General features: G+C 57.3%; 19 protein-coding genes. All 19 read right to left on the reverse strand.

Annotated elements, in window-relative coordinates:
• Nucleotides 1-36 precede the first annotated feature (36 nt).
• Entirely contained in the window at nt 37-1,329 is a 1,293-nt protein-coding gene (locus tag EBL_RS11555) for an NAD(P)/FAD-dependent oxidoreductase (RefSeq protein ID WP_002440253.1), read from the reverse strand.
• Between the two features lie 231 nt (nt 1,330-1,560).
• Nucleotides 1,561-2,103 (reverse strand): alpha/beta hydrolase YcfP, encoded by a 543-nt coding sequence (gene ycfP, locus EBL_RS11560; protein WP_002440251.1) that lies wholly within the window; start codon nt 2,101-2,103, stop codon nt 1,561-1,563.
• 28 nt (nt 2,104-2,131) lie between these two features.
• Nucleotides 2,132-3,157, reverse strand: coding sequence for a beta-N-acetylhexosaminidase (gene nagZ, locus EBL_RS11565; protein WP_002440249.1), 1,026 nt, complete (start codon nt 3,155-3,157; stop codon nt 2,132-2,134).
• Between the two features lie 12 nt (nt 3,158-3,169).
• Nucleotides 3,170-4,009: a thiamine kinase gene (gene thiK, locus EBL_RS11570; protein ID WP_014716079.1), complete on the reverse strand. Its 840-nt coding sequence runs from the start codon at nt 4,007-4,009 to the stop codon at nt 3,170-3,172.
• Nucleotides 3,987-4,706: a penicillin-binding protein activator LpoB gene (lpoB, locus tag EBL_RS11575; protein WP_002440247.1), complete on the reverse strand. Its 720-nt coding sequence runs from the start codon at nt 4,704-4,706 to the stop codon at nt 3,987-3,989. The genes thiK and lpoB overlap by 23 nt, the downstream gene beginning before the upstream one ends.
• A 13-nt stretch (nt 4,707-4,719) precedes the next feature.
• A complete protein-coding gene (locus EBL_RS11580) occupies nt 4,720-5,094 on the reverse strand; it encodes a YcfL family putative periplasmic lipoprotein (RefSeq protein WP_002440245.1) in 375 nt (124 codons plus the stop codon).
• Between the two features lies 1 nt (nt 5,095).
• Nucleotides 5,096-5,455, reverse strand: coding sequence for a purine nucleoside phosphoramidase (gene hinT, locus EBL_RS11585; RefSeq protein WP_002440243.1), 360 nt, complete (start codon nt 5,453-5,455; stop codon nt 5,096-5,098).
• A gap of 229 nt (nt 5,456-5,684) precedes the next feature.
• Nucleotides 5,685-7,118 (reverse strand): PTS glucose transporter subunit IIBC, encoded by a 1,434-nt coding sequence (ptsG, locus tag EBL_RS11590; RefSeq protein ID WP_002440242.1) that lies wholly within the window; start codon nt 7,116-7,118, stop codon nt 5,685-5,687.
• Nucleotides 7,119-7,411: 293 nt separating this feature from the next.
• Nucleotides 7,412-8,194, reverse strand: a complete 783-nt coding sequence (locus EBL_RS11595; RefSeq protein WP_002440241.1) for a metal-dependent hydrolase — start codon at nt 8,192-8,194, stop codon at nt 7,412-7,414.
• A 9-nt stretch (nt 8,195-8,203) separates the two neighbouring features.
• On the reverse strand, nt 8,204-9,211 hold the full coding sequence (gene holB / locus EBL_RS11600) for a DNA polymerase III subunit delta' (protein WP_002440240.1): 1,008 nt from the start codon (nt 9,209-9,211) through the stop codon (nt 8,204-8,206).
• Complete coding sequence (gene tmk, locus EBL_RS11605) at nt 9,211-9,849, reverse strand: dTMP kinase (RefSeq protein ID WP_002440238.1); 639 nt, start codon at nt 9,847-9,849, stop codon at nt 9,211-9,213. The genes holB and tmk overlap by 1 nt, the downstream gene beginning before the upstream one ends.
• Nucleotides 9,839-10,861, reverse strand: coding sequence for a cell division protein YceG (gene yceG, locus EBL_RS11610; protein ID WP_002440237.1), 1,023 nt, complete (start codon nt 10,859-10,861; stop codon nt 9,839-9,841). Before yceG ends, tmk begins: the two co-directional genes overlap by 11 nt.
• 9 nt (nt 10,862-10,870) lie before the next feature.
• On the reverse strand, nt 10,871-11,671 hold the full coding sequence (gene pabC / locus EBL_RS11615; RefSeq protein ID WP_002440236.1) for an aminodeoxychorismate lyase: 801 nt from the start codon (nt 11,669-11,671) through the stop codon (nt 10,871-10,873).
• A 128-nt stretch (nt 11,672-11,799) separates the two neighbouring features.
• Nucleotides 11,800-13,041 carry a beta-ketoacyl-ACP synthase II gene (gene fabF, locus EBL_RS11620; RefSeq protein ID WP_002440234.1) on the reverse strand — a complete coding sequence of 414 codons (1,242 nt, stop codon included), beginning with the start codon at nt 13,039-13,041 and terminating at the stop codon, nt 11,800-11,802.
• Nucleotides 13,042-13,131: 90 nt separating this feature from the next.
• Entirely contained in the window at nt 13,132-13,368 is a 237-nt protein-coding gene (gene acpP, locus EBL_RS11625) for an acyl carrier protein (protein ID WP_000103754.1), read from the reverse strand.
• Nucleotides 13,369-13,640: 272 nt separating this feature from the next.
• Nucleotides 13,641-14,375 carry a 3-oxoacyl-ACP reductase FabG gene (fabG, locus tag EBL_RS11630; RefSeq protein WP_002440233.1) on the reverse strand — a complete coding sequence of 245 codons (735 nt, stop codon included), beginning with the start codon at nt 14,373-14,375 and terminating at the stop codon, nt 13,641-13,643.
• A 13-nt stretch (nt 14,376-14,388) separates the two neighbouring features.
• Nucleotides 14,389-15,318 (reverse strand): ACP S-malonyltransferase, encoded by a 930-nt coding sequence (gene fabD / locus EBL_RS11635; RefSeq protein WP_002440232.1) that lies wholly within the window; start codon nt 15,316-15,318, stop codon nt 14,389-14,391.
• A gap of 17 nt (nt 15,319-15,335) precedes the next feature.
• On the reverse strand, nt 15,336-16,289 hold the full coding sequence (locus EBL_RS11640) for a beta-ketoacyl-ACP synthase III (protein WP_002440230.1): 954 nt from the start codon (nt 16,287-16,289) through the stop codon (nt 15,336-15,338).
• A gap of 6 nt (nt 16,290-16,295) precedes the next feature.
• Nucleotides 16,296-17,330, reverse strand: a complete 1,035-nt coding sequence (plsX, locus tag EBL_RS11645; protein ID WP_002440229.1) for a phosphate acyltransferase PlsX — start codon at nt 17,328-17,330, stop codon at nt 16,296-16,298.
• Between the last annotated feature and the right edge of the window lie 60 nt (nt 17,331-17,390).

Here is a 17,390-nt window from a genome sequence, read left to right on the forward strand (position 1 = left end):
TTCAGAGCACTCTGAACAGATACCGCAGGGAAGCTGTCAGTGCAGTTTCAGGCGCGGGCGGATCACCCGGTTAATCCGCCCGACCAGCATCATCAGCCCGGTTTTAAAATAGCCGTGCAGCGCAATCTGGTGCATCCGGTACAGGGAGATATAGACAAACCGGGCAATGCGCCCTTCTATCATCATTGAGCCGCGCATCAGGTTACCCATCAGGCTCCCTACGGTCGAGTAGTTCGACAGCGACACCAGCGAGCCGTGATCTTTATACACATAATCCTTAAGGGGCTGGCCTTTGATTCGCGCCAGAATATTATGCAGCGCGCAGCTCGCCATCTGGTGAGCGGCCTGAGCACGGGGAGGCACAAATCCCCCTTCCGGGCGCGGGCAGGACGCACAGTCGCCAATGGCATAGATATCCGCATCCCGGGTGGTTTGCAGCGTAGGGGTGACCACCAGCTGATTAATGCGGTTGGTCTCCAGCCCGCCGATATCTTTGAGGAAATCAGGGGCTTTAATACCCGCCGCCCAGACCATCAGATCCGCTGAGATAAACTCCCCGTTTTTGGTGTTCAGCCCGCCCGCTTCAGCGCTGGTTACCATGGTCTGGGTCAGCACCCGTACCCCCAGCTGGGCCAGCTCCTGGTGGGCGGCAGCCGAAATACGCGGTGGCAGTGCCGGCAGAATACGCTCACCGGCCTCAACCAGGGTCACGTTCAGCGCCTCGTTCGTCAGCCCCTTGTAACCGTAGCTGTGCAGCTGTTTTACCGCATTATGCAGCTCCGCAGACAGCTCAACGCCAGTCGCCCCGCCCCCGACTATCGCAATATTCACCCGGCCGTTCGCGCCAAGGTTGGTGGAGTATTTCAGAAACTGATTGAGCATCTCCTGGTGGAAACGCCGGGCCTGGTGCGGGTTATCGAGGAAGATACAGTGCTCTTTCACCCCCGGGGTATTAAAGTCGTTTGAGGTGCTCCCCAGCGCCATCACCAGGGTGTCATACGGAATTTTGCGCTCCGGTACCAGCAGCTCGCCTTTTTCATCATACAAGGCGGTCAGGGTCACGGTTTTCGCCTCGCGGTTAATATCGTTCACCGATCCCAGCTGGAACTGGAAACCGTGGTTACGCGCGTGCGCCAGGTAGCTCAGCGCATCGACGCCTTCATCCAGTGAGCCGGTTGCCACTTCGTGGAGCAGCGGCTTCCACAGATGGCTGTGGTTGCGATCGATAAGCGTAATTTTCGCCTTTTTACCGCGCCCCAGTTTATGGCCAAGCTGCGTTGCCAGTTCCAGCCCGCCAGCACCCCCACCGACGATGACAATTTTTTTCATTGGCGTAACCCCTTAAAAATAACTAACCAATTGTTAATTAAAGATTGTCAACACAACCCTTAATTAACAACAAGTTGCCGTTGTTTTTAACTTCATTGATGTGAATCATAACACGCAAGGTGCATTGGTCATACCAAATTTGACGGATATCAAATTTTTATGCGCAAAAGATAAACAAAAGGCCAGCATTTAGCTGGCCTTTTGGTTTTTTTGTTAACGGGCTGTAATTGTTCAGCCGAGGGTTTTGAACGCTTTAATCCGCTGCAGATGCCCGGAGATGCTGGGGAACTTATGGGGCTGCTCATCGTCCCAGACAATCTCATAATAGTGGTGGAGAAGATCGGCTGAACGCTGACTATCCAGAATGCCATCCTGGCGCGAGAGTATCGCCATGCAGCGGTCGCGGTTTTTCTCCCGGAAGTTCTCCACGCACTTGGTGGCAATATCCAGATACTCTTCCGGGCGATCGATGCGCCCTTCCATGTTCTCATAAGGGAACAGGTTCGGGTTAAAGATAACCTGGCGGATATCACACAAAAACCCGACCCGCTCAGCCCAGTAGCCCCCCAGCCCCACCCCGCAAATCAGCGGGCGTTCATCGGCACAGAGCTGAAGCATTTTGTCCACTTCCTTGAGCAAATGCTGCATATCGTGCTTCGGGTGCAGGGTGCTGTAGCTTATCAGGCGAACATCAGGATCAATGAACTGCAACTGCAATACCTTTTCATGGTTCCCCGGACTGTTCGAATCGAAACCGTGCAAATAGATAATCATTACATCCTCTCACCACGTGTTGTGAAAATTAGTGGCCCGCTTTATGGGCTTCCCAGCGCTCATGAAGGGCGGTCAGCTGTGTATGCGCTTCCTTCCAGCGTGCTGATCCCAGTAACGCTTCCCGGGTCAGCGAGCCGTTATGATACAAACTTGTTACACGCGACGCTTTGACCGGAGACAGGTTATCCAGCACACTTACCGCCCCTTTACGATTATTACAGACGAGGATCATATCGCAACCGGCATCCAGCGCCGCCTGGCCCCGCTCCGCGTAGCTGCCCATAATCGCAGCCCCCTCCATGGATAAATCATCGGAGAAGATAACCCCGTCAAACCCCAGCTCGCCGCGTAACACCTGCTGCAGCCAGTAAGGAGAGCCGCTGGCCGGGCGCGGGTCTATCTGCTCATAAATCACATGGGCGGGCATCACCGCATCCAGCAGGTTGTCCTGAATTAATGCGCTGAAGATGGACATATCCCGGTCGCGGATGATCTCCGCCGGGCGGGGATCCCGCGGCGTCTCTTTGTGGGAGTCGGCCTGAACGGCGCCGTGGCCCGGGAAGTGCTTACCGGTGGTTTTCATCCCGGCGCTGTGCATCCCGTCAATCACCGCGCGCGCCATATGCAGCGCCTCCTGGGGATCTTTATGGTATGAGCGCTCGCCAATTGCGGCACTGATATGGCCCAGATCCAGTACCGGCGCAAAGCTGATATCAATATCCATGGCTATCATTTCACTGGCCATCAGCCAGCCGCACTCCCGGGCCAGCGCGGCCCCCTGCTCCATACCCAGCAACGCGGCAAAAGACTGCGCCGCAGGCAGCCGGGTAAAGCCCTCCCGAAAACGCTGCACCCGCCCGCCTTCCTGGTCAACCGCCACCACCAGCTGGTTACGGGAAGCGCGGCGAATCTGGCGTACCAGTTCGCGTAGCTGCTCCGGATCATGATAATTACGGGTAAATAAAATCAGCCCGCCTACCAGCGGGTGCTGAAGAATTTCACGCTCTTCGTGGTCCAGCTCATAGCCGGACACATCTAACATTACCGGGCCCACACTATACCTCTCTTAATTAAGCCAGCGCCGCAGAGCAGACCATTGGGTCTCCGCCAGCGCGATAAATTCCGTATCGCCGGTTTGCTGCCAGCGTTGTTCATACCAGGATGCGGCCAGAAGCCCGGTCCAGGGGCGCCAGCGATCCACCTGGCAGGCCAGGCGCTGGCGGTCTATACCGGACAACCGGGCATATTCCGCAATCAGTAACTGCCGCTGGTGCTCGCTCTCCACCCCTGCGGCCGCCAGCTCCAGCGCGATATCCCCGTCACCGGCATATTCCCAGTCGATCAGGCGCAGCCCCGCAGGCTGCCAGACAATATTACCGCTATGGATATCCATATGCAGGGGGGCCAGGCGCAACGGGCGCGGCTCACGCCGCTGTGTCAGCCGTTTAAGCACCCGCAGCCAGCCGGGGGAGCGCCGGGCCGGATCCGCTGCCTGCCAGTAATAGTTCACCAGCCACAACACCGGCACCCGCCAGCCAAACAGGGGCCGCTGGTGCAGGCGCTGTAAAACAGCCGCCAGCGGTGCAATATCCCCCTCACCGATAGCCGGTTTAACGTCTCCTTCGAGCCATTCACAAACCAGCCACTGCGCCGTGCAGCCCAGCACCCGGGGGCCGATACCCTCCCCGGCCCGGCACAATGCCCGCTGCTGGCGGCGCAGGTAAACGCCTGGCAGCCCGGGCCAGAGCGCCGGGCGCGCAGCAAGAGCACCCGCGCGCGTCTCAATACGCAGCGCACCGCTACCCAGCCCGCCCGGGCCGGATACAGCACCGGCGGCCTGAGCCGCCGGTAAGATCTGAGTCAGCAGATGGGTTAACTGCCGGTCAGTGGGTTTGCTGTACCGCACCTTTCCCTGACCAGACAATTTCACCGCTTTGTACCGTCATCAGCTGCATTTGTAACTGAGGGGCATTCACATTCCCCGTCGCGTTAGAGTACAGCACATACTGCGCCCCGACTTTACGGGCGATCCCCATCGCTTTGGAGCGGGAGCCAAGGCTGTCATTGGCCGAAAGACCCAGCGCCTGCTTAGCCGTCGACAGCTGCTGCGACGAGACCAGCGTAAATTTGCCGTTATTGGTCAGCGCACTGCGCAACGCACTGGTGGCGTCGCTGGTTTTCAGGCTGCCGTTGGTGCGGTTATTGACGCTGTCAACCAGCAGCACGCTGCCGTTACTGACCCCGGCAGACTGCAGCATCTGGCTGACCATTGGCACAGCCGCGCTGCCCCAGTCATAGTGCCGCACGCGGGGCGCTGGCGCTGATGAGCCCGAAGAGGACGACGAGTGATGACGCCCCGGCGTGCCGTGCTCTTCAACAATCGGCCCTGGCTGGGCAGGAACCACCACCCCTGATGGTGCGGTAACCACCGGCGGTTTGGGCGGCTTGGGCGGCTTGGGTTGCTGTGGCTGCTGCGGTTGTTGCGGCTGTTCAGGCTTTGTCTGTGCCTGATCAACAGGCGCCGGTGACTGGCCCCGCATCGTACAGCCGGTCATGATTATCGCCACCACTACAGGCAGCAGATAGCGAGAGATTCCTCTCATTAATTTTTACCCCTCAGAGATAAAGATAAAGTCGCACCTTAGAAGCACCCGCGGCCGTTGTCAGCGTCGTGATCCTGGCACTGGCGTGTGCCGCCACGACAACAGACGCTGTTTTTTCCAGCGGGTGTATTTCAAGCCCGGTATTGTCATACCAGTAAAACCGATAATTAACGGTTATCGGCTGGTTTGTTTCATTGTAGAGTTCAGACGTTGCCACGTGTTGCGCACCGGTGTGGTTAACCTCCGGCGCACTGGCTGTGATCCCACCAGCCAGCACGGAGGCCTCCATCACCAGGGTTTGCTGGTGATTTACCGGTATTTCCGGCCGGGACTGACAACCGGCCATTCCCAGAACACTGAGCAGCACAGCAATAAGCCCCGTTCGCATGTTATCGTCCCTGTGGTGCCAGCAGCGGCCCCAGTGGGCGACCACCCAGCAGATGCATGTGGATGTGGTATACCTCCTGCCCGCCGTGACGATTGCAGTTTACCACCAGGCGATATCCGTCTTCAGCGATCCCCTCTTCGCGGGCGATTTTCGCTGCCACCGTCATCATGCGTCCCAGCGCCAGTTCGTGCTCCGGGGTTGTATCATTAACAGTAGGGATAAGGATATTAGGAATAATCAGAATGTGCGTTGGCGCCTGGGGAGAAATATCGCGAAACGCCGTTACCAGCTCATCCTGATAGACAATATCCGACGGGATTTCACGACGAATAATCTTACTGAAAATCGTTTCTTCGGCCATGGCAGTTTCCTTCAGCTAAATCGAACAGGGTACAGCGGACCCTGGCTGCGCGAACCGGTGAGCAGCAACTCACTGAGCGCTACACCGCCCGGCAGGTAATATGTTGAAGTTTGAGTATATCACTGTCGCGCAGCGCGACAAATCTGCCAGCACCCGCAGGGCACTTACCGGTATCAGAAACGAAAAAAAGGAGGCCGTAGCCTCCTTCTGGTACTCCCCGGAATATCCGTCAGTGATTGCGGATATATTCGTCCATTTCGGTTTTCAGGTTATCGGATTTGGTCCCGAAGATAGCCTGAACACCAGAGCCTGCTACCACAACCCCGGCAGCGCCCAGTTTCTTCAGCCCGGGCTGGTCAACTTTGGCGACATCCGCAACGCTTACGCGCAGACGGGTGATACAGGCATCAAGGTTGGTGATGTTCTCTTTACCGCCGAAGGCCGCCACCAGAGCCGGTGCCATTTCACTGGTCGCAGTGGCTTTGCTGCTTTCAGTGGTCTCTTCACGGCCCGGCGTTTTCAGATCCAGTGCCTTAATCAGCACCCGGAATACGGTGTAGTACACCAGCGCGTAGCAGATACCAACAATCGGGAACAGCCACAGCTTGCTGCTGTTACCGCTCAGCACGATGAAGTCAATCAGCCCGTGTGAGAAGCTGGTCCCGTCACGCATACCCAGCAGAATACAGATAGGGAATGCCAGACCCGCCAGAATGGCGTGAATGATATACAGGATCGGCGCCACGAACATGAAAGAGAATTCGATAGGCTCGGTAATACCGGTCAGGAACGAGGTCAGCGCCGCGGAGATCATGATACCGCCCACTTTGGCGCGGTTTTCCGGCTTCGCTGAGTGCCAGATAGCAATCGCGGCAGCAGGCAGACCGTACATTTTGAACAGGAAGCCACCAGACAGTTTACCTGCCGTCGGGTCACCGGCCATGTAGCGCGGAATATCGCCGTGGAACACCTGGCCTGCGGCGTTGGTGAATTCACCAATCTGCATCTGGAAAGGTACGTTCCAGATATGGTGCAGACCAAAGGGCACCAGGCAGCGCTCGATAAAGCCATAAATACCAAACGCGACCACCGGGTTCTGATAAGCCGCCCACTGGGAGAAGGTCTGAATAGCGGAGCCTACCGGCGGCCAGATAAAGGAGAGAATAACCCCGGTGAAGATAGCCGCCAGACCGGAAATAATCGGAACAAAGCGCTTACCGGCAAAGAAGCCCAGATACTCCGGCAGCTTAATACGGTAAAAGCGGTTGAACATATAGGCCGCAATGGCACCAGAGATGATCCCGCCAAGCACCCCGGTATCCGCCAGGTGTTTTGCGGCAATCTCTTCTGCCGGAAGATGCAGCACCAGAGGTGCGACCACTGCCATGGTTTTCACCATGATCCCGTAGGCAACAACGGCCGCCAGAGCCGAAACCCCGTCGTTATTGGTAAAGCCCAGCGCCACACCGATGGCGAAAATCAGCGGCATATTGGCAAAAACGGAACCGCCTGCTTCGGCCATCACATGAGAGACAACTTCGGGTAACCAGCTGAAGTTTGCTGAACCGACACCAAGCAGAATACCTGCAATGGGCAGTACAGATACGGGCAACATCAGCGATTTACCGACCTTCTGCAGGTTAGCAAATGCGTTCTTAAACATAATTGAAAGTGCTCCTGAGTATTTGTGCTTTATTGTCGGGCCCCGGGGAGGCGGGCCCTGTGTCAGGCATCTAAGTGCCTTTTATTTATTACGAAGACTAAAATAATTCATCCGGATTTTACTTGACCCCCATCACGTTTCATAAGTCAGTAACTTAAAAAAGCGAAGGGGTTCACATCTTTTATATAAAACCCTGAAAATACGGGCCAACAGACACCGATCCCGGTGCCAGACTTTACGCGCACCGGGGATTAATTACGAGCCAAAAAAAAATCCTGCTGCCAGGAATCGGATTATTCCAACCCGTTGATCTTAAACAGCAATGAGAAGTTTCGTGTGGTGGCCTGTGCCAGGGTCTCCAGCGAGACGCCCTTCAGCACCGCCAGATATTCCGCCACATCGCGTACCATCGCGGGCTGGTTTTCTTTACCGCGGTGCGGCACCGGGGCCAGATAAGGGGAGTCGGTCTCTATCAGCATCCTGTCCAGCGGAACATAGCGGGCCGCATCGCGCAGCTGCTCTGCATTGCGGAACGTCACAATCCCGGAGAAGGAAATCATAAAACCCAGATCCAGCAATTTGCCCGCCGTCTCACGATCCTCCGTGAAACAGTGTAGTACCCCGCCGCAGTCTGTCACGCCCTCTTCTTTAAGGATAGCCAGCGTATCGGCCCGGGCATCCCGGGTATGCACAATCACCGGCTTGTTCAGCTCGCGCCCCACGCGGATATGGTCACGAAAAGAGCGCTGCTGCTGCGCTTTGGTTTCCGGGGTATAAAAATAATCAAGCCCGGTCTCCCCCAGCGCCACCACTCCCGGCTCTGCGGCCAGGCGCAGTAACTCGTCTGTGTGGTAGGGTTCATCCTGGTTTAACGGGTGTACCCCGCAGGAGAACGCGACATTGTCCCGCTCCCCCACCAGTTTACGCATCGCCCGGTATCCCGGCAGTGTCGTGGCCACCGCCAGGCAAAATTTCACATCGCGGGCGGCCGCTTTGGCCAGCACATCATCAACATTTTTATGGACCGACTGATAATCCAGCCCGTCCAGATGGCAGTGGGAATCAACTAAAAACATAATAGCTCTTTAAAGATAATCAGCAGGGAGCATGGCCCCGGGGCGCATCCACTGTTCCCAGCGTAATAGCAGCTCCGTCAGCATCAGCTCCCGGTTAAGGCCGGGAACATCACGTAACTGTTCCCGGCACTGGAACAGGTGATGCAACACCGCCTGCAAAACGGCGGCAGACATCATTGAGCATAGCTGCTCTACCAGCCCCCGGGCGTCTGCATTCGCCAGCCAACTGGCGGCACCGCGCTGAACCTTGAGGGCGTCCAGCAATAAGGTACTGATCCAGTGGAGCGACTCCACCACATGCTCGTCGTTCAGAACACTGGTCAGCAACAGCAGATCCCGGTGCTGTAGCGCCTCTTCCAGCCGGGCACAAACGGCGCTGCGCCGCTTCCAGTTCTCCGGCTGAAGTAACGCCAGCGCCGCCCCGGGGGCCCCCATACTCAGCCGCAGTGCGGTTTGCAGCGGCCAGGGCTCCAGGTGAGTCTCCCGCCCCAGCCAGGCCAGGGCGTAGGGCTCATCCGGCGGGGCCAGGTGCCAGGACAGGCAGCGGCTGCGCAGGGTAATCAGCAGGCGGGCGGGCTCCCGACAGCCGAGGAAAAACCAGCAGTTCTCCGGCGGCTCTTCAAGGGTTTTCAGCAGCGCGTTCGCCGCAGGCTCGGTAAGTTTTTCCGCATCAGGGATCCAGACAATACGCGCCCCGCCCCGCCCGGATCGGCTATAGAGCTTTTCTGTCACCTGGCGCACCGGATCGATGCCGATAGCCGATTTGCCCTTTTCCGGCACCACCAGGTGGTAGTCCGGGTGGGTGCCGGCCTGCATCAGCTGGCAGCCCCGGCAGTGACCACAGCTTTTGTGGCCGTCCGGGTGCTCGCACATCAGCCAGCGGCAAATGGCGTAGATCAGCGCGTCGTCCCCCATGCCGGGCAGCGCGTGAACCAGCAGCGCATGGTGCGCCCGCCCGGACTGGTACTGGCTTATCAGTTGCTCAAATGCCGGGCGCAGCCACGGATACCAGCGCATCAGGCTTGCTCCTGCACCCAGTTAATCAGCAAGGTGCGGATCTGCTGGCCTACCTGTTCCAGCGGCTGGGTTGCGTCAATGGTCCGGATGCGCGAGTCGGCTGCGGCCAGCGCCTGATAACGGGCGCGGGTGCGGTTAAAGAAGTCCAGCGACTCCTGCTCGATACGATCAAGTGCCCCCCGGGCCCGGGCGCGCGTCAGCCCCACTTCCGGGGTGACATCCAGATACAGGGTCAGATCCGGGGCAAAATCCCCCAGTACCGTGTCGCGCAGGGTGCTGAGCATCTGCGGGTCAATCTGGCGGCCACCGCCCTGGTAGGCCTGGGTGGATAAATCATGGCGATCGCCCACCACCCAGGCACCACGGGCCAGAGCCGGTTTAATCACCGTCTCCACCAGTTGTGTACGGGCGGCATAGAACATCAGCACTTCGGCTTTGGCGGTAATCACCTCATCACCGGTGGCTTTAAGATCCAGAATCAGGCTGCGCAGCTTTTCCGCCAGCGCAGTGCCGCCCGGCTCCCGGGTCTCAACAATGTCGGTAACGCCCAGCCCGCGTAGGGTCTCAATCACCAGGCTGCGGGCGCTGGTTTTTCCGGAGCCTTCCAGCCCTTCAATGACGATAAATTTACTGCGCATTTTTGTCCTTAAGAACCTGAATGTAGCTGCGGACAGCCCGGTTATGGTCGTTCAGGTTGGTGCTGAACTTGTGTCCCCCTTTGCCGTCCGCTACAAAGTAAAGCCAGTTGCTTTTCGCCGGGTGTGCCGCGGCTTTCAGCGAGGCCGGGCCGGGAACCGCAATCGCCCCCGGCGGCAGGCCGTCAATCATGTAGGTGTTATACGGGGTGGCCGTTTCCAGATCTTTGCGGGTGATATTGCCCTTGTAGTGCTCCCCCATGCCGTAGATAACCGTCGGGTCCGTTTGCAGGCGCATGCCGGTCCGCAGGCGGTTAATAAACACCGAGGAGACCAGATCCCGCTCGCTGGCAACGGCGGTCTCTTTTTCAATGATGGACGCCATCGTGACCAGTTGATCCGGGCTCTTATAGGGCAGGCCGTCCATACGCCCTTTCCATACCCTATCGATCTCTTTCACCATCCGCTGGCGGGCGCGCTTCATCAGCGCCACGTCGGTAGTATTTGCTGTATACAGCCAGGTATCCGGGTAGAACCAGCCTTCTATCTTATCCGTATCAGAGAGCCCCAGGGCTTTGGCCAGTGTCGGGTAGCTGTCATCTTTGAGGGTGTGTTTGATGTAGGGCGCGTTGCGCAGCTGGGCCAGCCAGTCGCTGACCCGCATCCCCTCCACCAGGCGTAGCGGAAACTGGGCCTCTTTACCGCTGGCCAGCAGCGCCAGCATGTCGCGCAGGGTCATCCCCGGTGTTAAGCGGTAGGTACCGGCCTTAAAGTGCGACAGGGTCGGTTCCAGCTTCAGCAGCCACTGAAATACCCGGGGGCGGTTAATGAGCTTGTCTGCGTAGAGCTGTTCACCCAGCGCCAGCCGCCCGGTGCCCGGTTTCAGGGTAAATATCGTCTCCCCGCTAATGGGCAGCCGGCTTGCGGCCAGCCGGTGCACTTTCCACATCCCGGCGCCAGCGGCCAGACCCAGCAGCACCAGAATCAGCAGCAGGACATAAAACATCTTTTTCATTAAATACTCTTACTCACAAAGCGGGGCCAGAAAATCAAACAGTTGCCGGTCAGTATACTGGCGCTGGCCGATCCGTTTTACCGGAATAATCGGCATTAGCGCATTGCAGATCACCACCTCGTCTGCCCCGGTCAGCGCTGCGGGCGGTTCACGGACCTCAGAAACCGGCCAGCGGGCGGCAGCAAGGCAGGCCAGAATATGCCGGCGCATGGTGCCCTCCACCCCGGCCCGCTCAAGGTTCGGGGTATATACCACGCCCTGCTTACGCCAGAATAAATTAGCCGCACAGCATTCCACCAGCATACCGTCACTGTCAAGAACCAGCGCCTCCGGGGCCTGTAGCTGCTCAAGATGCGAGCGGATCAGCACCTGTTCCAGACGGTTAAGATGCTTTACCCCGGCAAGGGCCGGGCTGCACCCGAGGCGCACCGGGCTTAATACCAGTTCGATCCCGTCCTGGCGCCATTGCCCGTACTGGGGCGGAACGCCGGAAACCGACAAGATCCGCCGTGGTGTATCGCAGCCCCGGGGGCTGTAGCCGCGCCCGCCGCTCCCCCGGGTAATCATCACCTTCAGGGTGCCTGCGTCGTGCTGCTGTGCCAGCTGTTGCATTTCGGTATGCAGTATTTCCCGGGCCGGTGCCGGGATCCCCAGGCGCTGGCAGTCGCGCTGCAGGCGGGCCAGGTGGTGCTCAGCAAAGCGCACTTGTCCGTTGAGGATCCGGGCCGTGGTGAAACAGCCATCGCCAAACTGCAGGCCCCGGTCACTGGCGGGAACAGACGCCTGCCACTCACCGTTTATCAGGTACATAGAGACTCCTGTCGGGAAACCGCAAGGGTAAATCGGGCCCGGTAAGTATGACGGAACTCAGCGTCCGGGAACAGAGGGGAGATAAAAACAGAAAAGGCCCGCATTGCGGGCCTTATAAAGCGCGGAAATCAGACCTTTTTGAAGATCAGAGAACCGTTAGTACCACCGAAACCAAAGGAGTTACACAGGGTGTATTCCATCCCGGAGACCTGGCGTGCTTCATGGGGAACAAAGTCCAGATCGCAGCCTTCAGACGGGTTATCCAGGTTAATGGTCGGCGGAACAGCCTGGTCGCGCAGGGCCAGAATAGAGTAGATAGACTCTACTGCGCCCGCAGCGCCCAGCAGGTGCCCGGTCATTGACTTGGTTGAGCTGACCAGCACGCGGCTTGCCACATCGCCAAACACGGATTTCACGGCCTGGGCTTCGGCTTTGTCGCCAGCCGGGGTCGATGTTCCGTGCGCGTTGACATAACCCACCTGCCCCGGTTCGATACCGGCATCACGCAGCGCGTTGCTCATCGCCAGCGCAGCGCCTTTACCGTCTTCCGGCGGCAGCGTCATGTGGTAGGCGTCACTGCTCATCCCGAAGCCAACCACCTCAGCATAAATTTTCGCACCGCGTTTTTTGGCGTGCTCATACTCTTCCAGCACCAGAATACCGGCGCCGTCACCCAGTACAAAACCGTCGCGATCCTGATCCCACGGGCGGCTTGCGGCCTGCGGGTTATCATTACGGGTAGAGAGCGCACGGGCAGCGCCAAAGCCGCCAACCCCCAGCTCGGTACTGGCTTTTTCTGCACCACCTGCCACCATGGCATCCGCATCACCATAGGCGATGATACGCGCAGCGTGACCGATGTTATGCACACCGGAGGTACAGGCTGTGGCGATGGAAATGCTCGGACCACGCAGACCAAACATGATAGTCAGATGGCCGGCCACCATATTTACGATAGTAGACGGAACGAAGAAAGGACTGATTTTACGCGGGCCGCCTCTTACCAGCGCGCCGTGGTTCTCTTCAATCAGCCCCAGGCCACCAATGCCGGAACCAATTGCAGCACCAATACGATGTGCGTTTTCTTCAGTTACTTCCAGGCCAGAATCCTGCATGGCCTGTACGCCAGCGACAATTCCATATTGAATGAAGGCATCCATCTTGCGCTGTTCTTTGCGCGAGATGATGTCATCACAGTTAAAATCCTTTACTAAGCCAGCAAATTTCGTTGCAAAGGCGCTAGTATCGAAATGGTCGATCAGGCTGATGCCACTCTGACCGGCAAGGAGAGTTTTCCAGTTGGACTCTACGGTATTGCCGACAGGAGACAACATGCCCAGTCCGGTCACAACTACACGACGCTTAGACACGTTTGTCCTCCAGGGAGGGAAAAATAGACACTAGTGGGGCAAATTAAAGAAAAAACTCAGGCGGTCGAATGACCGCCTGGAGATGTTCACTTACGCCTGGTGGCCGTTGATGTAATCAATGGCCGCCTGAACGGTGGTGATTTTCTCAGCTTCTTCGTCCGGAATCTCAGTATCAAACTCTTCTTCCAGAGCCATTACCAGCTCAACGGTGTCAAGAGAATCAGCGCCCAGATCTTCAACGAAGGAAGCATTGTTGGTAACTTCTTCCTGCTTAACGCCCAGCTGTTCGCCAATGATTTTCTTAACGCGTTCTTCGATAGTGCTCATACTCTTAAATTTCCTATCAAAACTCGCTTTCGCGATGGTTTTCGTAGTGTATAAAATGTTGATAAAGTTGCAACTAAAACCCGGCAGTTCTTACCACGATTTTACGCTATTTTGAGACCAATCGCCCCGATAACGCAAATAAAATTCTTCCGAAACCCAATAAAAGCCCGCCAGAACCGTGAAGAATGACCAATATGTTTACTTTCTGCCCGAAGACAGCCAATTAGTCATCCCGCGATATCCGCCTGGCCGGAGTCCGAAAGAGTTCGTGATCAGACCATATACATTCCGCCGTTAACGTGCAGAGTTTCACCAGTGATGTAACCTGCCTCGTCAGAAGCTAAGAATGCAACCGCATTGGCGATTTCCTGAGCGCCACCGAGGCGACCCGCAGGAACCTGCGCCAGAATACCCGCACGCTGATCATCAGACAGCGCACGCGTCATGTCCGTTTCAATAAAACCCGGAGCAACAACGTTTACAGTAATCCCACGGGACGCAACTTCGCGCGCCAGAGACTTACTGAAACCAATCAGACCCGCTTTCGCCGCAGCGTAGTTTGCCTGACCAGCATTCCCCATGGTACCGACCACGGAACCAATGGTGATAATCCGGCCATGACGCTTTTTCATCATAGCTCGCATTACTGCTTTTGACAGACGGAAAACCGATGACAGGTTAGTTTCCAGAATGTCGTTCCACTCATCGTCTTTCATGCGCATCAGCAGATTATCGCGAGTGATACCGGCATTATTTACCAGAATATCAACTTCACCAAACTCCGCGCGAATATTTTCCAGAACCGATTCAATAGATGCAGGTTCAGTCACATTCAGCATCAGACCCTTACCGTGCGCACCCAGATACTCGCTTATCGCCTGCGCGCCTTTTTCACTGGTGGCAGTACCGATAACTTTTGCACCGCGGGCTGCCAGGGTCTCGGCAATCGCGCGCCCGATACCGCGGCTTGCGCCGGTCACCAGGGCTACTTTTCCTTCGAAGTTCATGGTCTTCCTCTTTTTATTGTTCAAGCGCCGCAGACAGGCTGGACGGTTCGTTAATCGCCGTGGCTGTCATGGTGTCGACAATACGTTTGGTCAGGCCAGTCAGCACCTTACCCGGGCCTGCTTCCAGCAGACGGGCAATGCCCTGCTCAGCCATAAATTCAACACATCTGGTCCACTGAACCGGGCTGTACAGCTGGCGCACCAGTGCGTCGCGGATAGCCTCCGGGGTGGTCTCGCATTTCACATCAACGTTATTCACCACCGGAATTTGCGGCGCGTTGAAGGTGATTTTTTGCAGCTCTGCGGCCAGTTTCTCTGCGGCAGGCTTCATCAGCGCACAGTGAGACGGCACGCTGACCGGCAGCGGCAGTGCACGCTTAGCACCCGCGGCTTTACAGGCAGCACCAGCACGTTCTACGGCTTCCTTGTTCCCGGCGATAACCACCTGGCCTGGTGAGTTAAAGTTTACCGGGGACACCACCTGCCCTTGTGCAGCCTCTTCACAGGCTTTCGCGATGGCCGCATCATCCAGGCCGATAATCGCGTACATGGCGCCAGTACCTGCCGGTACGGCGTCCTGCATAAACTTGCCGCGCAGTTCCACCAGACGCACCGCGTCAGCGAAATCAATCACCCCTGCGCACACCAGCGCAGAGTATTCACCCAGGCTGTGGCCTGCCATCATGGCCGGTGTTTTACCGCCACGCTGCTGCCATACCCGCCAGATAGCCACAGAGGCCGCCAGCAGTGCTGGCTGGGTGTGCCAGGTTTTGTTCAGTTCTTCTGCCGGCCCCTGCTGAGACAGCGCCCACAGATCGTAACCCAGCGCGTCAGATGCTTCACGGAAAGTGGCTTCCACTACCGGGTTTTCTGCTGCGAGTTCCGCCAGCATTCCCACAGTCTGGGAACCCTGTCCCGGAAAAACAAATGCAAATTGCGTCATGTTCTAGTCTCTGTTAATCAAAAACGAACCAGCGCAGAGCCCCAGGTGAATCCACCACCAAAGGCCTCCAGCAGAATCAGCTGGCCGCGCTGAATGCGGCCATCGCGCACGGCTTCATCCAGTGCCGCAGGCACGGACGCCGCCGAGGTATTACCGTGACGGTCAAGGGTCACTACCACTTTATCCATCGGCATACCCAGTTTTTTCGCGGTGGCGCTGATAATACGTAAATTCGCCTGATGCGGGACCAGCCAGTCCAGCGCACTGCGATCCAGATGGTTCGCGTTCAGGGTCTCATCAACAATGTGTGCCAGCTCCGTCACCGCCACTTTAAAGACTTCATTACCCGCCATCGTCAGGTAGGTGGAGTTTTCCGGGTTAACCCGGTCTTTGTTTGGCAGCGTCAGCAGCCCGCCGTAGCGGCCATCTGCATGCAGGTGGGTAGAGATAATGCCTGGCTCTTCAGACGCCCCCAGCACCACAGCCCCGGCCCCGTCGCCAAACAGGATGATAGTGCCGCGATCTTGCGGATCCAGTGTCCGGGACAGCGCATCAGAACCGATCACCAGCGCGTGGCTTACCGCCCCGGATTTAATGTACTGATCGGCCACGCTCAGCGCATAGGTAAAGCCCGCACAGGCGGCGGCGATATCAAACGCCGGGCAGCCGGAGATCTCCAGCATAGACTGGATCTGGCAGGCCGCGCTGGGGAAAGCATGGGTGGCTGAGGTTGTAGCGACAATAATCAGGCCGATGGATGATTTATCCACTCCGGCCATATCCAGCGCGCGCAGTGCCGCCTGATACCCCATGGTCGAGACGTTATCCTGCGGGCCGGCAATCCGCCGTTCGCGGATCCCCGTGCGGGTAACGATCCACTCATCGGTGGTCTCTACCATTTTTTCCAGATCGGCGTTTGTCCGCACCATCTCGGGCAGATAGCTGCCCGTACCAATAATCTTTGTATACATGTACGCTCAGTCACTCCTGGGTAATACAGATTCCAGACGCGCAGCTATCCTGACTGGAACTTGCCGTCGCACTGCCTGCACTGCCTGTTCAATCGCGACTGCAAAAGCTCGCTGGTTTGCAGCACCGTGGCTCTTTACCACCGTGCCGCGCAATCCTAACAGACAGGCGCCATTATACTGGTCGGGGTTGAGGTGACCGAATCGCCGCATCAGCCGCTTTTGTAGCCAACGCGTCAGTAAAACCAGCCACCAGGCCCTTTTTTTCCCCTCCCCCTGAGATTTCAGAAGCGAGAGGAACATTCTGACAACACCTTCCATCGTTTTCAGCGTAACGTTTCCCACAAACCCGTCACACACCAGAACATCCGTCTTTCCGGTCAGTAATTCATTGGCCTCAAGATAACCGATGTAATTTACCGAAGGCATTGTTTTAAGCAATGCGGCTGCATCACGAATGCTATCCAGCCCTTTGGTCTCTTCCTCACCGATATTGAGCAGCGCTACGCGCGGGTGCGCAATACCGACCACCTCTTCCGCCAGCACCGCCCCCATAATGGCGAACTGCGCCAGCATAACGCTATCGCACTTCACGTTAGCGCCCAGGTCGAGGACCACCGTTTTTCCTTTCTGCTGATGGGGCAACACCGTCACCAGCGCCGGACGTTCAATACCGTCAATCGGCTTTAATAATAGCTTTGCCAGCCCCATTAGCGCCCCGGTATTACCGGCGCTCACACAGGCCTGCGCACGCCCCTCTTTTACCAGCTCCAGCGCAATCCGCATCGATGTACCGCGGCTGTTACGAATGGCGAAAGACGGCCGGGCATCACTTGCAATAACTGACTGGGCAGGCACAATCTGCAACCGCGAACGTTGTTCAAAATCAGCTCTGGCAAGTAATGGTGTGATGACGTCGGGATCGCCGACAAGCAGAAGACTTAGCTGGGAATCAAAATCCAGCGCCTGCAATGCCGCAGGCACCGTCACGGAGGGTCCGAAGTCCCCACCCATGGCATCTAACGCAAGGGTTAGACGTGTCAAAGTATCGCCTCGTGATGCATTATCCCCGGCAAGCCGGGGACAAAACACTAAGCGCAATCA

The sequence above is a fragment of the Shimwellia blattae DSM 4481 = NBRC 105725 genome, from assembly GCF_000262305.1.
Taxonomy (GTDB): Bacteria; Pseudomonadota; Gammaproteobacteria; order Enterobacterales; family Enterobacteriaceae; genus Shimwellia; species Shimwellia blattae.